The 20178-nt window shown below is 72.6% G+C and carries 24 protein-coding genes; 11 read left to right on the top strand and 13 right to left on the bottom strand.

The features are described 5' to 3' along the window. Window positions 1-368 (bottom strand): hypothetical protein (locus ADY59_RS48115; RefSeq protein ID WP_156325976.1); only part of this gene is annotated, 368 nt, incomplete at its 3' end. Here ADY59_RS48115 and ADY59_RS48110 point away from each other — a divergent pair. From ADY59_RS48110 to ADY59_RS38055, 5 genes are all read left to right on the top strand, one after another. Further along, window positions 349-624 carry a hypothetical protein gene (locus ADY59_RS48110; protein WP_063780911.1) on the top strand — a complete coding sequence of 92 codons (276 nt, stop codon included), beginning with the start codon at window positions 349-351 and terminating at the stop codon, window positions 622-624. The two genes, ADY59_RS48115 and ADY59_RS48110, sit on opposite strands and share 20 nt — an antisense overlap. Next, window positions 624-1457, top strand: coding sequence for an urease accessory protein UreF (locus ADY59_RS38070; protein ID WP_063780910.1), 834 nt, complete (start codon window positions 624-626; stop codon window positions 1455-1457). Before ADY59_RS48110 ends, ADY59_RS38070 begins: the two co-directional genes overlap by 1 nt. A gap of 18 nt (window positions 1458-1475) precedes the next feature. Further along, complete coding sequence (gene ureG, locus ADY59_RS38065) at window positions 1476-2132, top strand: urease accessory protein UreG (RefSeq protein ID WP_049573199.1); 657 nt, start codon at window positions 1476-1478, stop codon at window positions 2130-2132. 1 nt (window position 2133) lies between these two features. After that, complete coding sequence (locus ADY59_RS38060) at window positions 2134-2877, top strand: urease accessory protein UreD (RefSeq protein WP_063780909.1); 744 nt, start codon at window positions 2134-2136, stop codon at window positions 2875-2877. 71 nt (window positions 2878-2948) lie between these two features. Continuing rightward, window positions 2949-3413: a hypothetical protein gene (locus ADY59_RS38055; RefSeq protein ID WP_049573196.1), complete on the top strand. Its 465-nt coding sequence runs from the start codon at window positions 2949-2951 to the stop codon at window positions 3411-3413. Between the two features lie 6 nt (window positions 3414-3419). Here the strand turns inward: ADY59_RS38055 and era are convergent, their stop codons facing one another. The 8 genes from era to ADY59_RS38015 form a co-directional block, all read right to left on the bottom strand. Continuing rightward, complete coding sequence (era, locus tag ADY59_RS38050) at window positions 3420-4328, bottom strand: GTPase Era (RefSeq protein ID WP_231619088.1); 909 nt, start codon at window positions 4326-4328, stop codon at window positions 3420-3422. 18 nt (window positions 4329-4346) lie between these two features. After that, on the bottom strand, window positions 4347-4823 hold the full coding sequence (locus tag ADY59_RS38045; protein WP_049573188.1) for an NUDIX domain-containing protein: 477 nt from the start codon (window positions 4821-4823) through the stop codon (window positions 4347-4349). A 1-nt stretch (window position 4824) separates the two neighbouring features. After that, the gene (locus tag ADY59_RS38040; RefSeq protein WP_049573187.1) at window positions 4825-5169 is read right to left on the bottom strand and encodes a hypothetical protein; all 345 of its coding nucleotides are present in this window, start codon (window positions 5167-5169) and stop codon (window positions 4825-4827) included. 10 nt (window positions 5170-5179) lie between these two features. After that, complete coding sequence (locus ADY59_RS38035; protein WP_049573182.1) at window positions 5180-5704, bottom strand: hypothetical protein; 525 nt, start codon at window positions 5702-5704, stop codon at window positions 5180-5182. Between the two features lie 432 nt (window positions 5705-6136). Beyond that, window positions 6137-7432, bottom strand: a complete 1296-nt coding sequence (locus tag ADY59_RS38030; RefSeq protein ID WP_049573206.1) for a hemolysin family protein — start codon at window positions 7430-7432, stop codon at window positions 6137-6139. After that, entirely contained in the window at window positions 7429-7905 is a 477-nt protein-coding gene (gene ybeY, locus ADY59_RS38025; RefSeq protein ID WP_049573179.1) for an rRNA maturation RNase YbeY, read from the bottom strand. Before ybeY ends, ADY59_RS38030 begins: the two co-directional genes overlap by 4 nt. Beyond that, window positions 7902-8942, bottom strand: coding sequence for a PhoH family protein (locus ADY59_RS38020; RefSeq protein ID WP_049573171.1), 1041 nt, complete (start codon window positions 8940-8942; stop codon window positions 7902-7904). The genes ybeY and ADY59_RS38020 overlap by 4 nt, the downstream gene beginning before the upstream one ends. A gap of 91 nt (window positions 8943-9033) precedes the next feature. After that, window positions 9034-9378, bottom strand: a complete 345-nt coding sequence (locus tag ADY59_RS38015; RefSeq protein ID WP_049573168.1) for a histidine triad nucleotide-binding protein — start codon at window positions 9376-9378, stop codon at window positions 9034-9036. A 295-nt stretch (window positions 9379-9673) separates the two neighbouring features. Between ADY59_RS38015 and ADY59_RS38010 the strand changes: the two genes are divergently transcribed. Together ADY59_RS38010 and ADY59_RS38005 are read left to right on the top strand one after the other, a co-directional pair. Then, window positions 9674-10186: a SigE family RNA polymerase sigma factor gene (locus ADY59_RS38010; protein ID WP_049573205.1), complete on the top strand. Its 513-nt coding sequence runs from the start codon at window positions 9674-9676 to the stop codon at window positions 10184-10186. Beyond that, window positions 10183-10839, top strand: coding sequence for a hypothetical protein (locus ADY59_RS38005; protein ID WP_049573160.1), 657 nt, complete (start codon window positions 10183-10185; stop codon window positions 10837-10839). The genes ADY59_RS38010 and ADY59_RS38005 overlap by 4 nt, the downstream gene beginning before the upstream one ends. 8 nt (window positions 10840-10847) lie before the next feature. On the opposite strand, the gene ADY59_RS38000 is transcribed toward ADY59_RS38005, so the two are convergent. Then, window positions 10848-11573, bottom strand: coding sequence for a 16S rRNA (uracil(1498)-N(3))-methyltransferase (locus ADY59_RS38000; RefSeq protein ID WP_049573202.1), 726 nt, complete (start codon window positions 11571-11573; stop codon window positions 10848-10850). Window positions 11574-11683: 110 nt separating this feature from the next. Here ADY59_RS38000 and ADY59_RS37995 point away from each other — a divergent pair, with 110 nt between their 5' ends. After that, window positions 11684-13555 (top strand): sensor histidine kinase, encoded by a 1872-nt coding sequence (locus ADY59_RS37995; RefSeq protein WP_049573159.1) that lies wholly within the window; start codon window positions 11684-11686, stop codon window positions 13553-13555. On the opposite strand, the gene dnaJ is transcribed toward ADY59_RS37995, so the two are convergent. Both dnaJ and hrcA read right to left on the bottom strand, forming a co-directional pair. Further along, window positions 13523-14659 (bottom strand): molecular chaperone DnaJ, encoded by a 1137-nt coding sequence (gene dnaJ / locus ADY59_RS37990; RefSeq protein ID WP_049573158.1) that lies wholly within the window; start codon window positions 14657-14659, stop codon window positions 13523-13525. The genes ADY59_RS37995 and dnaJ overlap by 33 nt on opposite strands. A gap of 11 nt (window positions 14660-14670) precedes the next feature. Continuing rightward, on the bottom strand, window positions 14671-15690 hold the full coding sequence (gene hrcA, locus ADY59_RS37985) for a heat-inducible transcriptional repressor HrcA (protein ID WP_049573157.1): 1020 nt from the start codon (window positions 15688-15690) through the stop codon (window positions 14671-14673). 178 nt (window positions 15691-15868) lie between these two features. Here hrcA and ADY59_RS37980 point away from each other — a divergent pair, with 178 nt between their 5' ends. Together ADY59_RS37980 and ADY59_RS37975 are read left to right on the top strand one after the other, a co-directional pair. Continuing rightward, on the top strand, window positions 15869-16627 hold the full coding sequence (locus ADY59_RS37980; RefSeq protein ID WP_156325975.1) for a hypothetical protein: 759 nt from the start codon (window positions 15869-15871) through the stop codon (window positions 16625-16627). An 18-nt stretch (window positions 16628-16645) separates the two neighbouring features. After that, window positions 16646-17455 carry a DUF3097 domain-containing protein gene (locus ADY59_RS37975; protein ID WP_049573151.1) on the top strand — a complete coding sequence of 270 codons (810 nt, stop codon included), beginning with the start codon at window positions 16646-16648 and terminating at the stop codon, window positions 17453-17455. Window positions 17456-17539: 84 nt separating this feature from the next. Here ADY59_RS37975 and hemW read toward each other — a convergent pair whose 3' ends face one another. After that, a complete protein-coding gene (gene hemW / locus ADY59_RS37970; RefSeq protein ID WP_049573149.1) occupies window positions 17540-18760 on the bottom strand; it encodes a radical SAM family heme chaperone HemW in 1221 nt (406 codons plus the stop codon). A gap of 107 nt (window positions 18761-18867) precedes the next feature. Between hemW and ADY59_RS37965 the strand changes: the two genes are divergently transcribed. Next, window positions 18868-20118 carry a glycoside hydrolase family 18 protein gene (locus ADY59_RS37965; RefSeq protein WP_049573146.1) on the top strand — a complete coding sequence of 417 codons (1251 nt, stop codon included), beginning with the start codon at window positions 18868-18870 and terminating at the stop codon, window positions 20116-20118. Window positions 20119-20178 lie beyond the last annotated feature (60 nt).

Here is a 20178-nt window from a genome sequence, read left to right as displayed (position 1 = left end):
TCAGGGGCGGGGGTGGGGCCCACGACCGGCGTGGTCTCCAGGCGGGCCCGGTGCTCCCGGTCGAGCCGCGTGTCGGGCAGCGGCTCCGCGCGGGGCGGTTCGTACGGCTCCCGATGCGGCTTCTCCTGCGCGCCGACGGCGCGAGGGAAGGGCACGATGTCGTCCTCGTCCGTGCCGTGGCCGGCGCCGGACGTCCTGCGATCCTGTACGTGCTTGATCAGCAGCAGCCACAGCCAGAGCGCGACCGCCAGCATCACCCACGGCGCGATCGCCACGCCGACGGCGGTCGGCGCCACCTGGAACTCCACCCGCAGCGCCACCGCGGCGTCCGCCGCCGCGGCCGCCACGATGAGCAGGACCAGCGCCACCGCCGCCGCCACCTCCCTGCACTTCGTCTCCCCCCAGGCCCTGGACGCCGGACTCGCCGACCGCCTCGCCGTCCGCCGCCGCCTGGTTCCCGTGGCTCCGGTACGTTCCCGGGGCAAGGAGTCGATGCCGCTCAACGACGCGCTGCCCCGCATCGAGGTGTCGCCCGACACGTTCGAGGTCCGCATCGACGGCGAACTCGTCGAGCCCGCCCCCGCCCGGAGCCTGCCTCTGACCCAGCGCTACTTCCTCTTCTGATGAACCCGGCGATCCTCCTCCTGACCGACTCCCGCCTCCCGGCCGGCGCCCACGCCCACTCCGGCGGCATCGAACAGGCGATCAGCACCGGCGCCGTCCACGACCTGCCCACCCTCGCGGCCTTCCTCCGTGGCCGCCTCCGCACCTCGGGCCGCACCGCCGCCGCCCTCGCCGCCGCGGCCTGCGCCCTCGCCGCGCGGGCGCACCCCTGGACGGACGCCCTGCCCCCGGGGGACACTCCAGACTTGAGGGACGCCCCGCCCCGGAGGGACGCCCAACCCCTGGAGGACGGCCCGTTCCTCCCTGGTCGCTCGCCCGCGTGGGAGGAGCTGGATGCCGAGGTGGACGCGCGGACCGCCTCTCCCGCGCTGCGGAAGGCGTCGCGCACCCAGGGAAGGCTGCTGCTCCGGGTGGCGGCACGGCTGTGGCCGTCGCCGGTGCTCGACGACCTGGCGCGGACCGTACCGAGCCCGCACCACCCGATCGCGCTCGGCGCGGCGGCGCACGCGGCGGGCGCGGCACCCGGGGACGCCGCTCTGGCGGCGGCCTACCAGGCGATCACCGGCCCGGCCACGGCGGCGGTCCGGCTGCTCGGGCTCGACCCGGTGGCCGTCCACCGCCTCCTCGCCGACCTCACCCCGGAGCTCGGCCTCTCCACGGAACTCGACCTCGGCTCGGAGGCCGATCTCTCCACGGAACTCGACCTCGGCTCGGAGCTCTCCGACGGCGGGCCGGTGACTGCGTGGGCCGGGCTGCCCGCCCACGCCGCGCCCGCCCTCGATCTTCTCGCCGAACGGCACGCGCAGGCCCACGTCAGGCTCTTCATCTCCTAGCAGGAAGGATCCCACCTCATGGGCGCCAACCACCGCGATCGTCACCACACCCCCGACGGCCACGGCCGCGCCCTGCGCCTGGGGGTCGGCGGGCCGGTGGGGAGCGGCAAGACGGCCCTGGTGGCGGCGCTGTGCCGGACGCTCGGCCCGGCCCTGCAGCTCGGCGTCGTCACCAACGACATCTACACCACCGAGGACGCCGACTTCCTGCGCCGGGCGGGCGTCCTCGACCCGGAACGCATCCTCGCGGTGGAGACCGGCTGCTGCCCGCACACCGCGATCCGCGACGACATCGCCGCCAACCTCGACGCCGTGGAGACGCTGGAGGAACGGTTCGGACCGCTGGACCTGGTCGTGGTGGAGAGCGGCGGCGACAACCTGACGGCGACGTTCAGCCGCGGGCTGGCCGACCGGCAGATCTTCGTCCTGGACGTGTCGGGCGGCGACAAGGTGCCGCGCAAGGGCGGCCCCGGCGTCACCATGGCCGACCTGCTCGTCGTCAACAAGACCGACCTGGCCCCGCTGGTGAACGCCGACCTGGACGTGATGGCCCGCGACGCGGCGGCGGTCAGGGCCGGCAAACCGGTCATGTTCACCTCGATCAGGCAGGACCCCACCGCGGCCGAGGTGTCCGCCTGGGTCAAGGACCAGGCCAAGACCTGGCGTCACTCCTGACATGCCGCTCGTCGCCCCGCGTGCCATGCGGGCCGCCGCGGCGGTGGTGACCGCCTGCCGGGCGGGCCGCACCACCATCCCCACGCTGCGGTCGGCTCCCCCGCTGACGCTCCGCCAGACGGGCCCGTACACCGTGCACCTCATCTCGACGGCGGCCGGCCCGCTGGGCGGCGACCAGCTGGAGCTCGACCTGGACGTCGCCCCGCACACCACCCTGGAGGTCCGGTCGGTCGCGAGCACGCTCGTCCTGCCGGGGGCGGGCCGGTCCGCCATGCGCGTCAGCGCGCGGGTGGGCGCCGGCGCCACGCTCCGCTTCGTCCCCGAGCCGACGGTCCTCGCCGCCGGCTGCGACCACATCCTGTCGGTACGGCTCGCGCTGGATCCGGCCGCCCGGGCCGTCTGGCGCGAGGAGATCGTCCTCGGCCGCCATGGCGAGCGGCCGGGCCGCTGCCGTACCCGCTTCGACGCCACCGTCGGCGGGCGCCCGCTGCTCAGGCAGGAGCTGTCGCTCGGCACCGGCCTGGACGCCTCCCCCGCCGTCCTGGCGGGCGCCACCTGCGTCGGCAACACCCTCCTCGCCGGGGATCGGCCACAGACGGCCGTGGTCGGGGACGGGGTCGGGGACGGGGTGGTGGTGCTGCCTCTGGCCGGTCCCGGCGTCCTGGTCTCGGCACTGGCGGGCGATGCCGTCGAGCTGCGGGCCAGGCTGGAGTGGGGCGAGTCGCGCGCCCGGGAAAGCCGATAGCGCGGCGCGGCGACATCGTTGGCGCGTCGCGGACGGTGGTGACGGCGGCACGGTCGGCTTATGGTGATCGTGTGGCCGACAACCTCATGCCATCGCCCACCGGCAGGCTGTTCGCCGTCGCGATCATGCTCGCGGGCGGTCTGCTGGTCTTCTGCGCCGTCCTGCCGTGGGCCGGTCTCCAGGCGACGAGCGAGCTGGTCGGCGCCGGCGTGACGCGCGACGTCCGCGGCATCGACGACACGTTCGGCGTCTGGACGCTGATCGCCGGCCTGGTGGCGATCGCCTTCGGGCTGGCCGGCCTGCTGACCCGACCCAGGGTCGCCGCCCTGGCCGCGCTGCCCGGTGCGCTGGCGACGCTGGTGCTGGTGCTGTTCGTGACCGACTCGGCCGGATTCCAGGACCGGGTCTCGATCGACCTGGGCCGCTTCCTGTCGATCGAGCCGGTCATCCGCTACGGCTGGTTCGCGGCCCTGGCCTCGTCGCTGGCGGTGGTCCTGCTGGCGCTCCTCGCCCTGGCCCGCCGGCGGGCGCGCTGACGGCCGTCAGTCGTAGAAGCCGAGACGGCGCAGCTGCTTGGGGTCGCGCTGCCAGTCTTTCAGGACGCTGATGCGCAGGTCCAGGTAGACGCGGGTGCCGAGCAGCGCCTCGATCTGCTTGCGGGCCGCGGTGCCGACCTCGCGCAGCCGCTCGCCCTTGTGGCCGATGACGATGGCCTTCTGCGACGGCCGCTCGACGAACAGGTGCGCGTAGATGTCGAGCAGGTCGTCGCGCCCCTCGCGGGGCAGCATCTCGTCGACGACGACGGCGATGGAGTGCGGCAGCTCGTCGCGCACGCCTTCGAGGGCCGCCTCCCGGATGAGCTCGCCGACCAGCACCTGCTCGGGCTCGTCGGTGAGCTGACCGCCCTCGTAGAGCGGCGGCGACTCCGGCAGGTGCTCGATGAGCACGTCGCCGAGCACGTCGAGCTGCTCACCGGACCGCGCCGACACCGGGACGACCGCCGCGAACTCCGCGATCTCCGAGACCGCCAGCAGCTGCGCCGCGATCTGGTCGCGGCTCACCAGGTCGCACTTGGTGACCACGGCCACCACGGGCGTGCCCTTGACGGCGGCGAGCTTGTCGGCGATGAACCGGTCGCCCTTGCCGATCGGGTCGCCGGCCGGCACGCAGAACCCGATCACGTCCACCTCGGTGAGCGTGGACAGCACGAGGCTGTCGAGCCGCTCACCGAGCAGCGTGCGCGGGCGGTGCAGGCCGGGCGTGTCGACGATGACGATCTGCGCCTCGGGCCGGTGCACGATGCCTCTGATGGCCCGGCGGGTGGTCTGCGGCTTGGACGAGGTGATCGCCACTTTCGTGCCGACCAGGGCGTTCATCAGCGTGGACTTGCCGACGTTCGGCCTCCCCACGAAGCAGGCGAATCCGGCGCGATGGCTGTCTGGCGAAGTCACATAGTGCATTCTGGCTCATCAACCGGCCTGGTCACGCCACCAGGCGAAGACGTGAGGCAGCACGTGCGGGCTCCACGCGGTCATCTCGAGCCCGGCCAGCTCCGGCTCGGTGACCCATCGGGCGTCGTTGATCTCGTCGCCGTCGGGGGTGGGCGTGCCTGAGACGATGGCGCAGGCGTACGTGATGATCACATAGGCGACCTGGTGACCGTTGGGGTAGAGGGTGCGGAAGTCGGGGCCGCCGTAGGCGCCGATGAGGCCGCGCACCTCGACCTCGATGCCGAGCTCCTCGCGCAGCTCGCGCACCACGGCGTCCTCCGGCCGCTCGTCGGGGTCGACGCCGCCGCCGGGGGTGGCCCAGAGGCCGATGTCGCCGTGGCGCGCCACGAGAAGCCTGCCGCTCCCGTCGAACACGCAGCCGTTCACCGACGGCAGCATGAGCAGCTCGGAGCCCACCTTGTCGCGCAGCCGGGCCAGGAACGGCGACATCGGCATGTCAGCCCTCGCCCTCGCCGGCCGCGCCGCCTCGCGGCGTGCCGTCGGGGCCGGCCACGAGGATGGCCTTGACGCCCAGCTCGCGGGCGGCGGCCTCGTCGGCGGCGCTCGGCCCGTCGCCGTCGGTCACCAGCGCCACGGCCTCCAGCGACCGCGCGCCGCTGGACACGGCCATCGCCACCGCCACCTGCACCGCCGACAGGGCGAGCGAGGTGAGGGCGACGTCGGTGGCGGCATAGGTGCGGCCGGTCTCGTCGCGTACGGCGGCGCCCTGGGCGGAGCCGTTGCGCGCCCGGGACGAACGCGCCAGCGTGATGATCTTGCTGTCTTCGGGATCGAGAGTCACGAGGACTAGGTTAGGCGCTGGCCATCCGCATCACGGCGTCGAGGAGCTGCCGCGTGCGCTGCGGGTCCACCTCGGCCATGCTCGTGTGCACCAGCGAGACCAGTGTGTCTCCCGACCGGGCGAGCACCACGTCCAGCGTGTACGGGTAGCCGTTCAGCCGCCCCCGCAGCTCACCGCCCACCGCCTCGTCGGCCACCTCCTCGACCGGCACCAGCGTCGTGCGCAGGTGGGTGCCGGTGCCCTCGCGTACGGCCCGGCACGCCTCCAGCGCCCTGGCCAGATCGGCGAGGTGCCGCTCGGCGGCGGCGCCGGTGTAGCGGGCCAGGCCGACCCCGACCTGCTCGCCCAGCTCGTCCCCCTGGTAGCTGGCCGCCGCCTGCGCGGTCAGGGCCCGCGTGGGCGCGCGCCCGCCCGCCGCCTCCAGCACGGCCCGGCAGTTGCGGTCTGCCGGTGTGAACGGCGCCCGCCATGCCTGCTCGGGCCGAGGCGAGAAGCCTTCGGGCAGCCGGGGCTCCTTCTTGAGAACCTCCCGCATCTGGGCCAGGGCCTGTACGTCGACCCCTTGGACGAGGCCCCCGTCTCCGCAGCCTGTCAGGGCACCGGCAAGGAGCCCGCAGGCGATGATCCGCTGTCCGCGTTTCATGATTCCCCCCGCCCGGCAGCCTCCCCGGTCGGCAATTACGGCAATCCACCGCTACTACCAACAAACGATCAAACGCAAAAAGGGTGCTCCCGCCCTCATCAGACGAGAACACCCTTTACGCCGAACAACGTCACGATCGGCTAGCTGACCGAGACGTTGCCGTCCCCCCGGAAGCGTTCCTCCCGCCGCGAACCCCACCCGGCGTTCGGACGCCTCCCTCGTGACACCCACCGCACAGGGCGTCGATGGAAAGATTGGCGGACGGCGCTTGCAGAAGACTTGTAGAACACTTGCGACAACCTGGCTGTGCTCACCGGTCGTGCGTCAGTCGTGCTCGGCGGTGGCCGGGACCACGTCGTCGCCCAGCGGGAGCACCCGCCGCACCACCACGGTGCTGATCCGGTTGCGCCGCCCGGCCAGGCTCTCGGCCGTGAGCCTGAGGCCCGCCACCTCGGCCTGGGAGCCCGCGATCGGCACCCGGCCCAGCGCGTGCGCCAGCAGCCCGCCCACGGTCTCGACGTCGTCGACCTCGATCTCGGTGTGGAAGAGCTCGGCCAGCTCGTCCACCGGCATCCGGGCCGTCACCCGCAGCGCCCCGCCGGGCATCGGCTCGACCCGGGGCGCCTCCTGGTCGTACTCGTCGGTGATCTCGCCGACGATCTCCTCCAGCACGTCCTCGATGGTGACCAGGCCGGCCGTGCCGCCGTACTCGTCGATGACGATGGCCAGGTGCGTCTGTTTGGCCTGCATCTCGCGCAGGAGCTCGTCGATCGGCTTGCTCTCGGGCACGTAGGTGGCCGGACGCATGATCGACTCGATCCGCTCGTGACCGCGGTCCGCGCCCGACTCGTGCACCCGGCGGGTGATGTCCTTGAGGTAGGCGATGCCGATGACGTCGTCCTCGTTCTCGCCGGCCACCGGGATGCGGGAGAAGCCGCTGCGCAGCGCCAGCGACAGCGCCTGGCTGAGCGTCTTGCCCCGTTCGATGTAGACCATGTCGGTACGCGGCACCATGACCTCGCGGACCAGCGTGTCACCCAGCTCGAACACCGAGTGGATCATCTCGCGCTCGTCCGGCTCGATGACCCTGCGCTCCTCGGCCAGGTCGACCAGGTCACGCAGCTCCGCCTCCGAGGTGAACGGCCCGTCGCGGAACCCCTTGCCGGGCGTCAGCTCGTTGCCGAGCAGGATGAGCAGCTTGGGCAGCGGCCCGAAGATCTTCGTCAGCCCGTAGACGATCGGGGCACTGGCCAGTGCGATCGGCTCGGCGTGCTGGCGGCCCAGGGTACGCGGCATGACGCCGACGATCACGTAGCTCACCACGATCATCACGGCCGCCGCGGACACGTACGCCCAGCCCTGGTCGTGCATGAGGTCGATGAACAGCAGGGTCGCGATCACCGTCGCGACCAGCTCGCAGCTCAGCCGGAGCAGGAGCAGCAGATTCAGGTAGCGGGGCGCGTCGGAGACGATGGCGTGCAGCCGGTCGGCGCCGCGCCTGCGGTCGCGCACGGCCTCGTCGGCGCGCACCCGGGAGATGCGTGTCAGCGCCGTTTCCGCGCTGGCGATCAGGCCACCGACCACGACGAGGACGATGGCCAACGGCAACCAGGCGTTCACCGGGAGCTGCGCACCTCCCGCCACGCCTCGAGCAACCGCGCCTGCAGCCCGAACATCTCCTTGTGCTCTTCGGGCTCGGCGTGGTCGTAACCCATCAGATGCAGGATGCCGTGCGTGCACAGCAGCTCGAGCTCGTCCTGGGCGCTGTGCCCGGCCTCCTCGGCCTGCCTGGCCGCGACCTGGGGGCAGAGCACCACGTCGCCCAGCAGCGCCGGGTCGGCGGGGCTCTCACCGTCGCCGCGGGCGCCGCCGCCGGGGCGCAGCTCGTCCATCGGGAAGGCCAGCACGTCGGTCGGGCCCGGCTCGCCCATCCACTTCTCGTGGAGCTCGGCCATGGCGTCCTCGTCGACGACCACGATCGAGAGCTCGGCGAGCGGGTTGATGCCCATCTCGCCGAGCACGTGGCCCGCCAGCTCGACGAGGGTCTCCTCGTCGACGCCGACGCCGGACTCGTTGTTGATCTCGATGCTCATCGGCGCTTACCCCGCTGCTGCTGGATCTGCTTCGCGGAGCTCGGCTCCTGGAGGGCGTCGTAGCGGCCGTAGGCGTCGACGATCTCGCTCACCAGCTTGTGGCGGACCACGTCGGAGCTGGTCAGCCGGGCGAAGTGGATGTCGGGGATGCCCTCGAGGATCTCCTGCACCACCCGCAGGCCGCTGACCGTGCCCGAGGGCAGGTCGACCTGGGTCACGTCACCCGTCACCACGATCTTGGAGTTGAAGCCGAGCCTGGTCAGGAACATCTTCATCTGCTCGGCCGAGGAGTTCTGTGCCTCGTCGAGGATGATGAAGGCGTCGTTGAGCGTGCGGCCGCGCATGTAGGCCAGGGGCGCGACCTCGATCGTGCCCGCGGCCATCAGCTTGGGGATCGAGTCGGGGTCGACCATGTCGTGCAGCGCGTCGTACAGCGGCCGCAGGTAGGGGTCGATCTTCTCGTAGAGGGTGCCGGGCAGGAAGCCGAGCCGCTCGCCCGCCTCGACCGCGGGACGCGTCAGGATGATGCGGTTGACCCGCTTCTCCTGCAGCGCGCGCACGGCCTTGGCCATCGCGAGGTAGGTCTTGCCGGTGCCGGCCGGGCCGATGCCGAAGACGACCGTGTGCTTGTCGATCGCGTCGACGTAGCGCTTCTGGTTGACCGTCTTGGGCCTGATCGTGCGCCCGCGCGAGGAGAGGATGTCGAGCGACAGCACCTCCGCCGGGCGGTCGGAGGTCATGCGGAGCATGGCGATGCTCCGCTCGACCGCGTCGGGAGTGAGCTCGCCGCCGCTGCGCAGCACCTCGACCAGCTCCTCGAACAGCCGCACCACGGTGCCGCTCTCGTCGGGGCTGCCGGTGACGGTGATCTCGTTCCCGCGCACGTGGATGTCGGCCTTGAAGGCGCCTTCGATGACGCGCAGCAGCTCGTCACGGGAGCCCAGGAGGCTGACCATCGGATATTCGTCCGGAATCAGCACCTTGGCTTGAGTGCGCGAGGGAGGTGCCGTTCGTCGGGATTCGTGTAGTTCGGACATGGGCAGGCCAGCGGCCTGATGCCTCCCGGTCTCCTTGGCATGGCTTGTGTCCCCATGGTAGCCGGGACCAGGCCGATTGCTCATGTCAATATCACCCGGGCGGCCAGGTCAGGTCGCGCCCTCCCAGCACGTGGGCGTGCACGTGGAAGACGGTCTGCCCGGCGGCCGGCCCGGTGTTGAACACGATCCGGTAGCCGCCCTCGGCGACGCCCTCCTGCACGGCCACGGCGTGCGCGGCCTTGAGCACGTCGTCGGCGAGCCCGTCGTCGGCCTCGGCCAGGGCCGCCGCGTCGGCGTGGTGCGCCTTCGGGATGACCAGCACATGGGTGGGCGCCTGCGGGTTGATGTCACGGAACGCCAGGGCCCGCTCGGTCTCCAGGACGACCTCGGCCCGGACCTCCTTGGCCACGATCTTGCAGAAGAGGCAGTCGGTCACCCGATCACCTTACCGATAGGGCTGTGTCACGGGACATCCCTGACCTGGCGCGCCGTCCAGCCCCTGATCAGCGTTGCGAATCGGTGACCAGATCCCGCGTGGCGTCCGAAGATCAACACGGTTAGGGTGTGTGTGCGACACTTCAAGGAAAAAAGACGATTCAGGGTCGGGCGAGGCCACCTGGCGAGGACACGACTGGGTCATGCCCCCTAAGGAACCGGAAGAGCGTAAACCCTCAGGCAAGGCCGCGCGTCCCACTGAAGTGACCACCGAAACCCTCCTGGCCGACAGGTCCATGGGGGCGGTGCCGGTCGGGTGGGACGCCGACATGGCCGTGACCGCGCTCTACAGCGCGCACTTTCGGTCATTGGTACGTCTCGCTGTGTTGCTGGTGCGCGACATGGCAACCGCGGAGGAAGTCGTGCAAGACGCGTTCGTCGCCATCCACGGCGCCTGGCGCAGACTGCGTGACCCCGACAAAGCACTCGCCTACCTGCGTCAATCCGTCGTCAACCGGTCCCGTTCCGTGCTGCGTCACCGCGCGGTCGTCGAGAAGTACGCCCCCAAGGGCCTGCCCGACGCGCCGAGCGCCGAGAACGGGGCGATCGGCGAGCTCGAACGCTCCGCCGTGATCGAGGCGCTGCGAGCCCTGCCCACCCGTCAGAGAGAGGCATTGGTCCTTCGTTACTACGGTGATCTGTCCGAGGCTGAGATCGCCCACGCCATGGGCATCAGCAAGGGCGCGGTCAAGAGTCACACGGCGCGTGGCATGGCCGCCTTGCGATCCGTCCTGGAGAAGATGTCATGACCCTGCCCCCCGACGAGCACGGCGATGCCCTGCGCCGTGCGCTGCACGCGGAGGCGGACGCGGTCGTGCCCTCGCCGGACGGGCTGCAGATCATCCGCGCCCGGATCGAGCGGCGCGGGGCACGCAACCTGATCTGGTGGCGGGTGGGCGCCGCCGCCGCCAGCGCGGTCCTGGTCGCCGGCACGATCGTCATGGTGGTCCCCGAGCTGCGCAACCGGGTGATCGAGCAGGTTCCCGTCCTGGAGGTGGACGCCACGTCGAGCGCCACCCCGCCCGCCAAGTCGTCGACCAGCAGGCCCGCCGAGCCCAAGGCCACCGTGCGGGACGACCCGCCGGCGATCGTCGTCCCGGACCCGACCACCCAGCCGCCTTCGCCGCCGCCGACGGAGACGGCCAGGTCGACCAGCAAGCCGTCGCCCACGCCGACGGCGGAGGCCAGCACGACGCCGTGCCCGACGGCCGCCGAGGAGCAGGCGGAGCCGCCGTCCGACTGCCCGGAGATCACGCCGACGCCCACTCCCGCGCCGTCGATCTCGGAGACGGCCGAGCCCGAGGCGCCCTGCCCCGTCGAGGAGTGCCCTCCGGGCGACCCCACGCCGACCTCGTCGGACGCGCCGTCGCCGCTGCTCGGCACCCCCATCCCGCTCCCCTGACCTGAGCGCTACCAGCGGCCGGTACGCGCCAGCAGGACCGCCGCGGCGGCCACGCCGGCCGTGGAGGTGCGCAGCACCGTCGGCCCGAGCAGCACCGGCACCGCCTTGGCCGCCTCGAAGCGCGCCAGTTCCTCGCCGGACACGCCGCCTTCCGGCCCCACCACGACGACGAGGTCGCCGCCCGGCGGCAGCGCCACCCGCGACAGCGGCTCGGCCGCCTCCTCGTGCAGCACCATCCCCAGCGCCGCCCCGGCCAGCAGCGCCTCGACGCGCGCGGTCGTGGCCGGCTCGGTCACCTCCGGCAGGTGGAACCGGCGCGCCTGCTTGCCCGCCTCACGCGCGGTGGACCGCCACCGCGCCAGCGCCTTGGCGGCCCGCTCACCCTTCCACTGGGTGATGCTGCGCGAGGCGGACCACGGGACGATCACGTCGACGCCCGCCTCGGTCATCATCTCCACGGCCAGCTCGCCCCTGTCGCCCTTGGGCAGCCCCTGCACCACGACCAGCCGGGGCCGGGGCGCGGGCACCTCGCGCCGGTCGAGCACGTCCAGCCGGAGCGCGTCCTTCAGCACCTCACGCACCACGCACTCGGCCACCGCGCCCGCGCCGTCGGTCAGATCGACCCGCTCACCCTCGCCCAGTCGCCGCACCGCGGCGGCATGACGCCCTTCGGGGCCGTCGAGCACCAGCTCGGACCCGCTGAGATCCGCCGCGAGGAACACCGGAACCGTCACCCTGCCGCACTCCAGATTCTTCACGTCACGCAGCCAAGCGAACACGCAACGCAATATCGTGTCACGTGCACTCGCACTTTCCTGACGTCACTTTACGAGGGCCCAGCGCGATGACCATGTCCCCCGCCCGCGGGCTGCCCATGAGGGTGCGCCTGTTCCTGCTGCCGGCCGTGCCGGCGGTGCTGCTCGCCGCGGCGACGGGAGCCGGCGTCGCCGACCTCGCCGCCGCCCGGGCCGGGGCCACGGCCGCCGTCCGCCACGTGGACCTGGCGCTCGCCGCCGAGGGCCTGGTGCACGCCCTCCAGGAGGAGCGCGCGCTGGCGACGGGTCTCGCGGCCGGTGATGACCGCTTCGCCGCCGACCTGATCGTCGCGGGCCGCGCCACCGACGCCGCCCGCGCCGCCCTGACCCCGCTGCTGGCCGGCCGCGCCGGTGCCGAGCCGGTACGCGAGGCGCTGGCCGGGCTGAGCACGCCGGCCGAGATCCGCGCGAGCGGGGAGATCGCCGTGGCGCCCGTTCCGGAGCCGGCCGGCTCCCCCTCCGGCGCGCCGCCCCGCCACCTGGACGTCTTCACCTCCTACACCCGCACGATCGCGGTCGTGCTGGACGCGTCGCACCCCGCCGGACCGCTGGAGGCGCTGGCCCGGGGCGAGGAGGCGGCCGCCCAGGAGCGCGCGCTGGTGACGGGGGCGTTCGCGGCAGGCTCGTTCGCGGCGGCGGACCACGCGGCGTTCCTGCGGGCCGGGGCCGTCGAGGAGGACGCCCTGACCCGCTACCGGCGGCTGGCCGGCCCGCCGGGCAGGGCGGCGCTGGACCGCGCGCTGCGGACCGGCCCGGTGGCCCGGATCGCCGCCCTGGAGCAGGAGGCCGTCGCGAGCGTCACCGGCTCGGCGCTGTCGGCCGGCCCCCGGGCCTGGCACAGCGCGACCGCGGCCCGTGCCGACGCCCTGAGGGACGCGCAGCGGACGGCGGGGGCGCAGGCACGCGCGGCCGCGCGCGCCGCCGTGGAGCGCGAGACCCGCCGCCTGGTCACGCTGGCGGCGGCGGGCACGGCGCTCGTGCTGATCCTGCTCGTGCTCGGGATGCTGCTCAGCCGCTCGATCGTGCGGCCGCTGCGCAACCTGGCCACGGAGGCGGGCATCCTGCGCGACCACGCGGCGGAGCTGGAGAGCGGCGTACGGGAGCCGGGTACGGACCCCGCGCGGGCCGACGCGTTCACCGAGGTGGCGCTGGCCGTCGGGGGCATGCACGGGACCGCCGTGCGGCTTGCCGCCGAGCGCACCGCGCTGCGCGCGGGCACGGCAGAGGCGCTGGCCGAGCTCGGGCGGCGCAACCGCGACCTGGTGCACCGCCAGCTCGGCGCCGTCGGCGTGCTGCAGCGCCACGAGTCCGACCAGGCCGCGCTGGCCAGGCTCTGCGAGCTGGACCGGCTGACCGGCCGGCTGCGCAGGAACGCCGAGAGCCTGCTGGTGCTGGCCGGCAAGCGGGCGGCCCGCCGGTCGTCGGAGCCGGTCCCGGTGGCCGACGTGGTGCGCCTGACGCTGGCCGAGATGGAGGGCCACCACCGGGTGACGCTGCGGGTGCTGGACGGCCCGCTCGTCAGGGGCGCGGTCGTGGCCGAAGTCGCGCACCTGCTGGCCGAGCTGGTGGAGAACGCGCTGGCGTTCTCGCCGCCCGACTCCGAGGTGGAGATCTGGGCCCGCGCGGACGAGGGCGAGTGCCGCATCACGATCACCGACCACGGCGTCGGCATGACGACCGCGGAGCTGGCCACGGCCAACGCCCGCCTCAGGGGCGAGGAGAGCTTCCTGGCGGCGCCTGCCCGCTGCCTGGCCCACCACGTAGTGGGCCGGCTGGCGGAGCGGCTCGGCGTGCGGGTGTGGCTGCACGAGTCGCTCCGCTGCGGGGTGACCGCCAGGGTGGCGCTCCCGGAGGAGCTCCTGACGGCGTCAGCGGCCGTTGAACGCGTCGCGCAGCCGTGAGAAGAACCCCTGCTGCCCCGGCGCGAACTTGCCCGGCGGTCGCTCCTCGCCACGCAGCTTGGCCAGCTCGCGCAGCAGCTCCTCCTGAGCCGGGTCGAGGCGGCCCGGCGTCTCGACGTTGACGTGGATGAGCAGGTCGCCGCGGCCCGACTCGTTGAGCCGCTGCACGCCGCGCCCGTACATGGTGATGATCTGCCCCGACTGGGTGCCGGGCCGCACGTCGATCTCCTCGGGGCCGTCGAGGGTCTCGACGGTCAGGATGGTGCCCAGCGCGGCGGCCGTCATCGGGATCTGGACCGTGCAGTGCAGGTCGTCGCCGCGCCGCTCGAAGATCTCGTGCGGCTTCTCGGCGATCTCCAGGAAGAGGTCTCCGGGCGGGCCGCCGCCGGGGCCGACCTCGCCCTCGCCGGCGAGCTGGATGTGGGTGCCGTCCTCGACGCCGGCCGGGATCCGCACCTTGATCGTGCGGCGGGTGCGCACGCGGCCGTCGCCGGAGCACTCCTGGCACGGGTGGCGGATGATGCTGCCGAAGCCGCCGCACTGCGGGCACGGCCGCGAGGTCATGACCTGGCCCAGGAACGACCGGGTGACCTGGGAGATCTCACCGCGCCCGTTGCACATGTCGCAGGTGTCGGGGTGGGTGCCCTGGGCCGTGCCGGCGCCCTGGCACACCTCACAGGTTACGGCCGTGTCGACGACGAGCTCGCGGGTGGTGCCGAACGCGGTCTCGCGCAGGTCGAGCTCGACCCGGATGGTCGCGTTGCGGCCGCGCCTGGCGCGCGAGCGCGGGCCGCGCGTGCCGCCGGCGGTGCCGAAGAAGGCGTCCATGATGTCGCTGAACGGGAACCCGGCGCCGAAGCCGCCGGCGCCCGCCCCACCGGCGCCGCCGAACGGGTCGCCGCCGAGGTCGTACATCTGGCGCTTGCTCGGGTCGGACAGCACCTCGTAAGCCTGGGTGATCTCCTTGAACCGCTCCTGGGTGGCGGGATCAGGGTTCACGTCAGGGTGCAGCTCGCGGGCCAGCCGGCGGTAGGCCTTCTTGATCTCGTCCTGACTGGCGTCACGGCGCACCCCGAGGGTGGCGTAGTAGTCGCTGTTTGCCACTTATCGACCTCTTAAGATGCAGCCAGGATCTGGCTGACGTAGCGTGCCACCGCGCGTACGGCGCCCATCGTCACGGGGTAGTCCATCCTCGTGGGGCCCAGCACGCCGAGCCGGGCCAGTTGGTTGTCGCCAGAACCGTATCCCGTCGCGACGATGGACGTGCCCCGCAGTCCGGTATAGGCGTTTTCCGATCCGATGCGCACGGTGAGCGCGGACGGGGTGTCTGAGGTTGTCTCGCCGAGCAGCCGCATGAGCACGACCTGCTCCTCCAGCGCCTCCAGCACGTCGCGCAGGCCGACGCTGAAGTCGGCGCCGGCCAGGTTGGCCGCGCCGGCGAAGACGATCTTCTCGTCGTGCCGCTCGACGAGCGTTTCGAGCAGGACCGACAGGATCGTCGCCACCACCGGCCGGTCCTCGACCGGCAGCCGCTCGGGCAGGTCGGACACCAGCTCGGGCACGTTGACCAGGCCGCAGCCGTCGAGACAGGCGTTGAGCACCGCGCGCAGGTGCGCGATGCGGGTGTCCTCCACCACCTCGGGCAGCTCGATCACGCGCTGCTCGACGCGGCCGGTGTTGGTGATCAGCACGAGCATGACCCGCCGCTCGGCGAGCGGCACCAGCTCGACGTGCCGGACCGTGGACCGGGTCAGCGTCGGATACTGCACGACGGCGACCTGCCGGGTGAGCTGCGCGAGCAGCCGCACCGTGCGGGTCACCACGTCGTCGAGGTCGACCGCGCCCGCGAGGAAGGTCTCGATCGCCCGCCGCTCCGCCCCGGAGAGCGGTTTGACCTGCGAGAGCCGGTCGACGAACAGGCGGTAGCCCTTGTCCGTCGGGACGCGGCCCGCGCTGGTGTGCGGCTGGGTGATGTAGCCCTCCTCCTCCAGCGCGGCCATGTCGTTCCTGACCGTGGCCGGGGAGACCTTGAGGTTGTGACGCTCGGCGAGCGCCTTGGAGCCGACGGGTTCGTTGGTCGACACGTAGTCTTCGACAATGGCGCGGAGCACCGCGAGTTTACGTTCGTCGAGCACGTGCGCACCTCCTACCGCTGCCTCTAGGGGAAACGCCAGGTCTAGCACTCTGTGTTCCCGAGTGCCAAGTGTACGGCTCTCACCCACAAGGTGCGATAACGCCGCCGGGTCCGCGTGCGCGTAGATCCTGACGAGCTAGCCGGTGACATGCCCCATGACAAGCATCACACTTGCCGACATGACGGACAATTCGCCGTACGGCCCGCCGCCGGAGCCCGGACCACCGCAGCAACAGTACGCGCCTCCGCCGCAGTACGGCCCGCCTCCGCCACAGGGACAGCCCGCGCACTACGCCCCGCCTCCGCAGTACGGGCCGCAACCCCCGCAGTACGGGCAGCAGCCTCCGCAGTACGGGCAGCAGTTCCCGCCCCGGTTCGGGCAGCCGGTGGACCCGAAGGCGCTGAGGCCGAGGCTGAGGTGGATCGGCGTCGCGTGGGGCGTGGCCGCCGTGTGCGTGGTGGCCGCGGTGGCGCTGTTCTTCACCGGCCTGTTCGGCACGGCGGCGAACGTGGCGCCGAGCCGGACGTTCGCCGCCGGCGAGACGGTCACGGCCGCGCTCGACCCGGCCGACGGCCCGGTGCTCTACGTCACCACGGACACCGCGGTCACCTTCGACTGCCAGATCTCCGGCAACGCCACGCTCATCGGCACGCCCGGGAAGACCACGCTCACCGTCAACGGCACCCGCTGGGAGCAGATCGCGCTGGTCAACGCGCCCTCGGCGGGCGATTACCAGCTCACCTGCGCCACGCAGGGACAGCCGGGCGCCCGGTTCGGCATCGGCGGCAGCGTGCTCGGCGCGGCGTCCGGGATCGTGGGCGGCGCGCTCGTGGCCGTGCTCGTGGCGTCGCTCGGAGTCGTGGCGGCGATCGTCGTGACGATCGTGGTCGTGGTGCGCCGGGGCGGGCACCGCAAGCGCCTCGCGGCGGGCGGGTGATTTGCTACGGTCCCCGATGTGTACGAGGGAGATGTTCTCGCGGGAAACTGGCGGCGCCCGGGCAAGGGCAAGATCCCGCAGGTGCCGGCCGAGCCGGACCTGGTCGTGGAGGACGCCGACAGCGGCTTCTGCGGCGCGGTGGTGGCCTGCGACAAGGAGGCCGTCACGCTGGAGGACCGCTTCGGCAAACGCCGCCTGTTCCCGCTCGCGCCGGCCGCGTTCCTGCTGGAGGGCAAGGTCGTGACGCTCGTCCGGCCGCAGGCCGCCGCCCCCGGCGCCCCCAGGCGCAGCGCCTCGGGTTCCATCGCCGTGGAGGGGCTGCGGGCCAGGGTGGCCAGGCAGAGCCGCATCTACGTCGAAGGCGTGCACGACGCCGCCCTGGTGGAGAAGATCTGGGGGCACGACCTGCGGGTCGAGGGCGTGGTGGTCGAGTATCTGGAAGGGGTCGACGACCTGCCGGCGATCGTCGACGAGTTCGCGCCCGAGCCGGGGCGGCGGCTGGGGGTGCTGGTCGACCATCTGGTGCCGGGCTCCAAGGAGAGCCGCATCGCGGCCCGGGTGACCTCGCCGCACGTGCTGGTGGTCGGTCACCCGTACATCGACATCTGGCAGGCGGTCAAGCCGTCCGCCGTGGGCATCAGGGCCTGGCCGGACGTGCCGCGCGGGGTGCCCTGGAAGGAGGGCGTGATCGCCGCGCTGGGCTGGCGCGTGGAGCCGGCCGACGCGTGGCGGCGCATCCTCGGCGCCGTCTCGAGCTACGCCGACCTGGAGCCCGAGCTGCTGGGCCGGGTGGAAGAGCTGATCGACTTCGTGACAGGGGCCCCCTGAACCGGTGGCGGCGCTGACCTTCCGGATCCGGGCCGCGATCGGCCGCCGCGATCGGCCGCCGCCACCCGGTCAGCGTCCGGCCGGTCAGCTGAGGATGTCGCGGACCAGGGCGTCGGCGAGCAGGCGGCCCCGGAGGGTGAGCACCATGCGGCCGCCCTTGAACGCCTCCGGCTCCAGGAGCCCGTCGGCGAGCGCGGCGGCGACGCGGGGACGGGCGGCGGGCGGGACGTCGGCCAGCGGGTAGCCGGACACGAGCCGGAGCTCCAGCATGAGCCGCTCGGTCTCCCGGTCGTCGCCGGTGAGCTCCTCACGGGCGTGCCCGGGCGACAGGCCCGAGGCCAGGCGTTGCGCGTAGGGGGCGGGGTGCTTGACGTTCCACCAGCGGGTGCCGCCGACGTGGCTGTGCGCGCCGGGCCCGGCGGCCCACCAGTCGCCGCCGGTCCAGTAGAGCAGGTTGTGGCGGCACCGGGCCTCGTCGGAGGTCGCCCAGTTGGACACCTCGTACCAGCGGAACCCGGCCGCGGCCAGCATCTCGTCGGCGATCAGGTAGCGGTCGGCGGCCACGTCGTCGTCGGGCATCGGCAGCTCGCCGCGCCGGATCCGGGCGGCCAGCCGGGTGCCCTCCTCGACGATCAGCGAGTAGGCCGACACGTGGTCGGGCTCGGCCTCGACGGCGGCCGCCAGCGAGGCGCGCCAGTCGTCGTCGGACTCTCCCGGCGTGCTGTAGATCAGGTCCAGGTTGACGTGATCGAACCCGGCCTTCCTGGCCTCCAGCACCGCCTGCCCGGCCCGGCCGGGGGTGTGCTGCCGGTCGAGCACCCGCAGCACGTGGTCGCGGGCGCTCTGCATACCGAAGCTGACCCGGTTGAAGCCGCCTTCTCGCAGTTTTTCGAGGTATTTCGGGTCGACCGATTCCGGGTTCGCCTCCGTCGTCACCTCGGCGCCGGCCGCCAGCCCGAACTCCGCGCCGATGGCCGCCAGGATCCTGGCCAGGTCCTCGGCGGGCAGCAGCGTGGGTGTGCCGCCGCCGAAGAACACCGTCCGAACCGGCAGCTCGGCGTCACCGAGGACGCGGCGGGCGAGCCGGATCTCCTCGACGACCGTGCTCGCGTAGTCGCTCCGGGACGCGCCGGGGCCCAGCTCGGCGGCGGTGTAGGTGTTGAAGTCGCAGTAGCCGCAGCGGGTCACGCAGAACGGGACGTGCACGTAGAAGCCGAACGGGCGCTCACCGAGCCCGCGCAGGGCGCTCTCGGGCAGCTCGCCCGAACCGGGCGCGGGGTCTCCGTCTGGCAGCGTTGATGGCACGCCTCCAGTGTGCCCGCTGCCATTGACTGCCCGATCCCCTGGCTCTACGATCCGGGACAACTTATAGGAAAGTTTCTTATAAGTTGCTGCCCCGGGAGGCGCCCCCCGTGAAGAGAATCCTCATCGCACTCTCGTCGCTCTTAGTCGCCCTCACCGCGATCGCCGTGCCCGCCCAGGCGGAGCACTCGCGCTACAAGCGGGTCGCGTACTTCATCCAATGGGGCGTCTACGGGCGCGACTACCACGTCAGGGACATGGACGTCAGCGGCGCCGCCGCCAAGCTCACGCACGTCAACTACGCCTTCGGCTTCGTCGACGCCGAAGGCGCCTGTTACTCGGCCGACCCGTGGGCCGACTGGCAGCGCCCGGTGCCGGCCGAGCAGAGCGTCGACGGCGTCGCCGACGCGCCCGGCCAGGCCCTGAACGGCAACCTCAACCAGCTGCGCAAGCTGAAGGCCAAGCACCCCCACCTCAAGGCGCTCATCTCGCTGGGCGGCTGGACCGGCTCCAAGTACTTCTCCGACGCCGTGCTCACCCCCGAGTCGCGCACCGAGCTCGCCCGGTCGTGCATCGACCTGTGGCTGCGCGGCAACCTGCCCGGCCTCGAACCCGGCGCGGCCGCGGGCGTCTTCGACGGCATCGACCTCGACTGGGAGTGGCCAGGCTCCTCCGGCGCCGACGGCAACGTCATCCGCCCCGAGGACAAGCAGAACTTCACCCTGTTCGTCGAGGAGCTCCGCACCCAGCTCCGCGCCTACTCCCGGCAGGCGGAACTCACCGCGTTCCTCCCGGCCGCCGCCGCCAAGATCGACGCCGGCTTCGAGGTGCGGCGCGTCTTCCGGCAGCTCGACTTCGCCACCATCCAGGGGTACGACCTGCGCGGCAGCTGGGAGAATCGCACCGGCCACCAGGGCAACCTCCTGACCGACCGCCGCGACCCGAACGACCCCCGCTACAGCGTCGACCAGACCGTCCGCGACTACCTGTCACGTGGCGCCCCGGCCCGCAAGCTGGTCATCGGCGTCCCCGCCTACGGCCAGGGCTGGACCGGCGTCACCGCCGGCGGCGACGGCCTCTACCAGCCGGCCACCGGCCCGGCCCCCGGCAAGTGGGCGGCCGGCGCCGAGGACTACAAGGACCTGGTCAACAAGCCCGGCAAGCGTCACCGCGACCTGCGCACCGGCGCCGTCTGGCTCTACGACGGCAACGAGTTCTGGTCGTACGACGACCCGGTGGTGCTGACGCAGAAGGCGGCCTACATCCGCCTCAAGCGCCTGGGCGGCGCCATGATGTGGTCCATCGACCAGGACGACTCGCGCGCCTCCCTCACCTCGGCCCTCTACAGGGTTCTCAGGTGAGCCAGCACGCTCGGGGGAGCGCACCCCGCCATCGCGGACCGGCGCTCCCCCTCCCCCTCC

Origin of the sequence: Nonomuraea sp. SBT364 (genome assembly GCF_001083785.1) — a bacterium.
Classification (GTDB): Bacteria; Actinomycetota; Actinomycetes; order Streptosporangiales; family Streptosporangiaceae; genus Nonomuraea.
The sequence above is the reverse complement of the archived record's forward strand: the minus strand, read 5'-3'. Positions and strand labels throughout refer to the sequence as shown.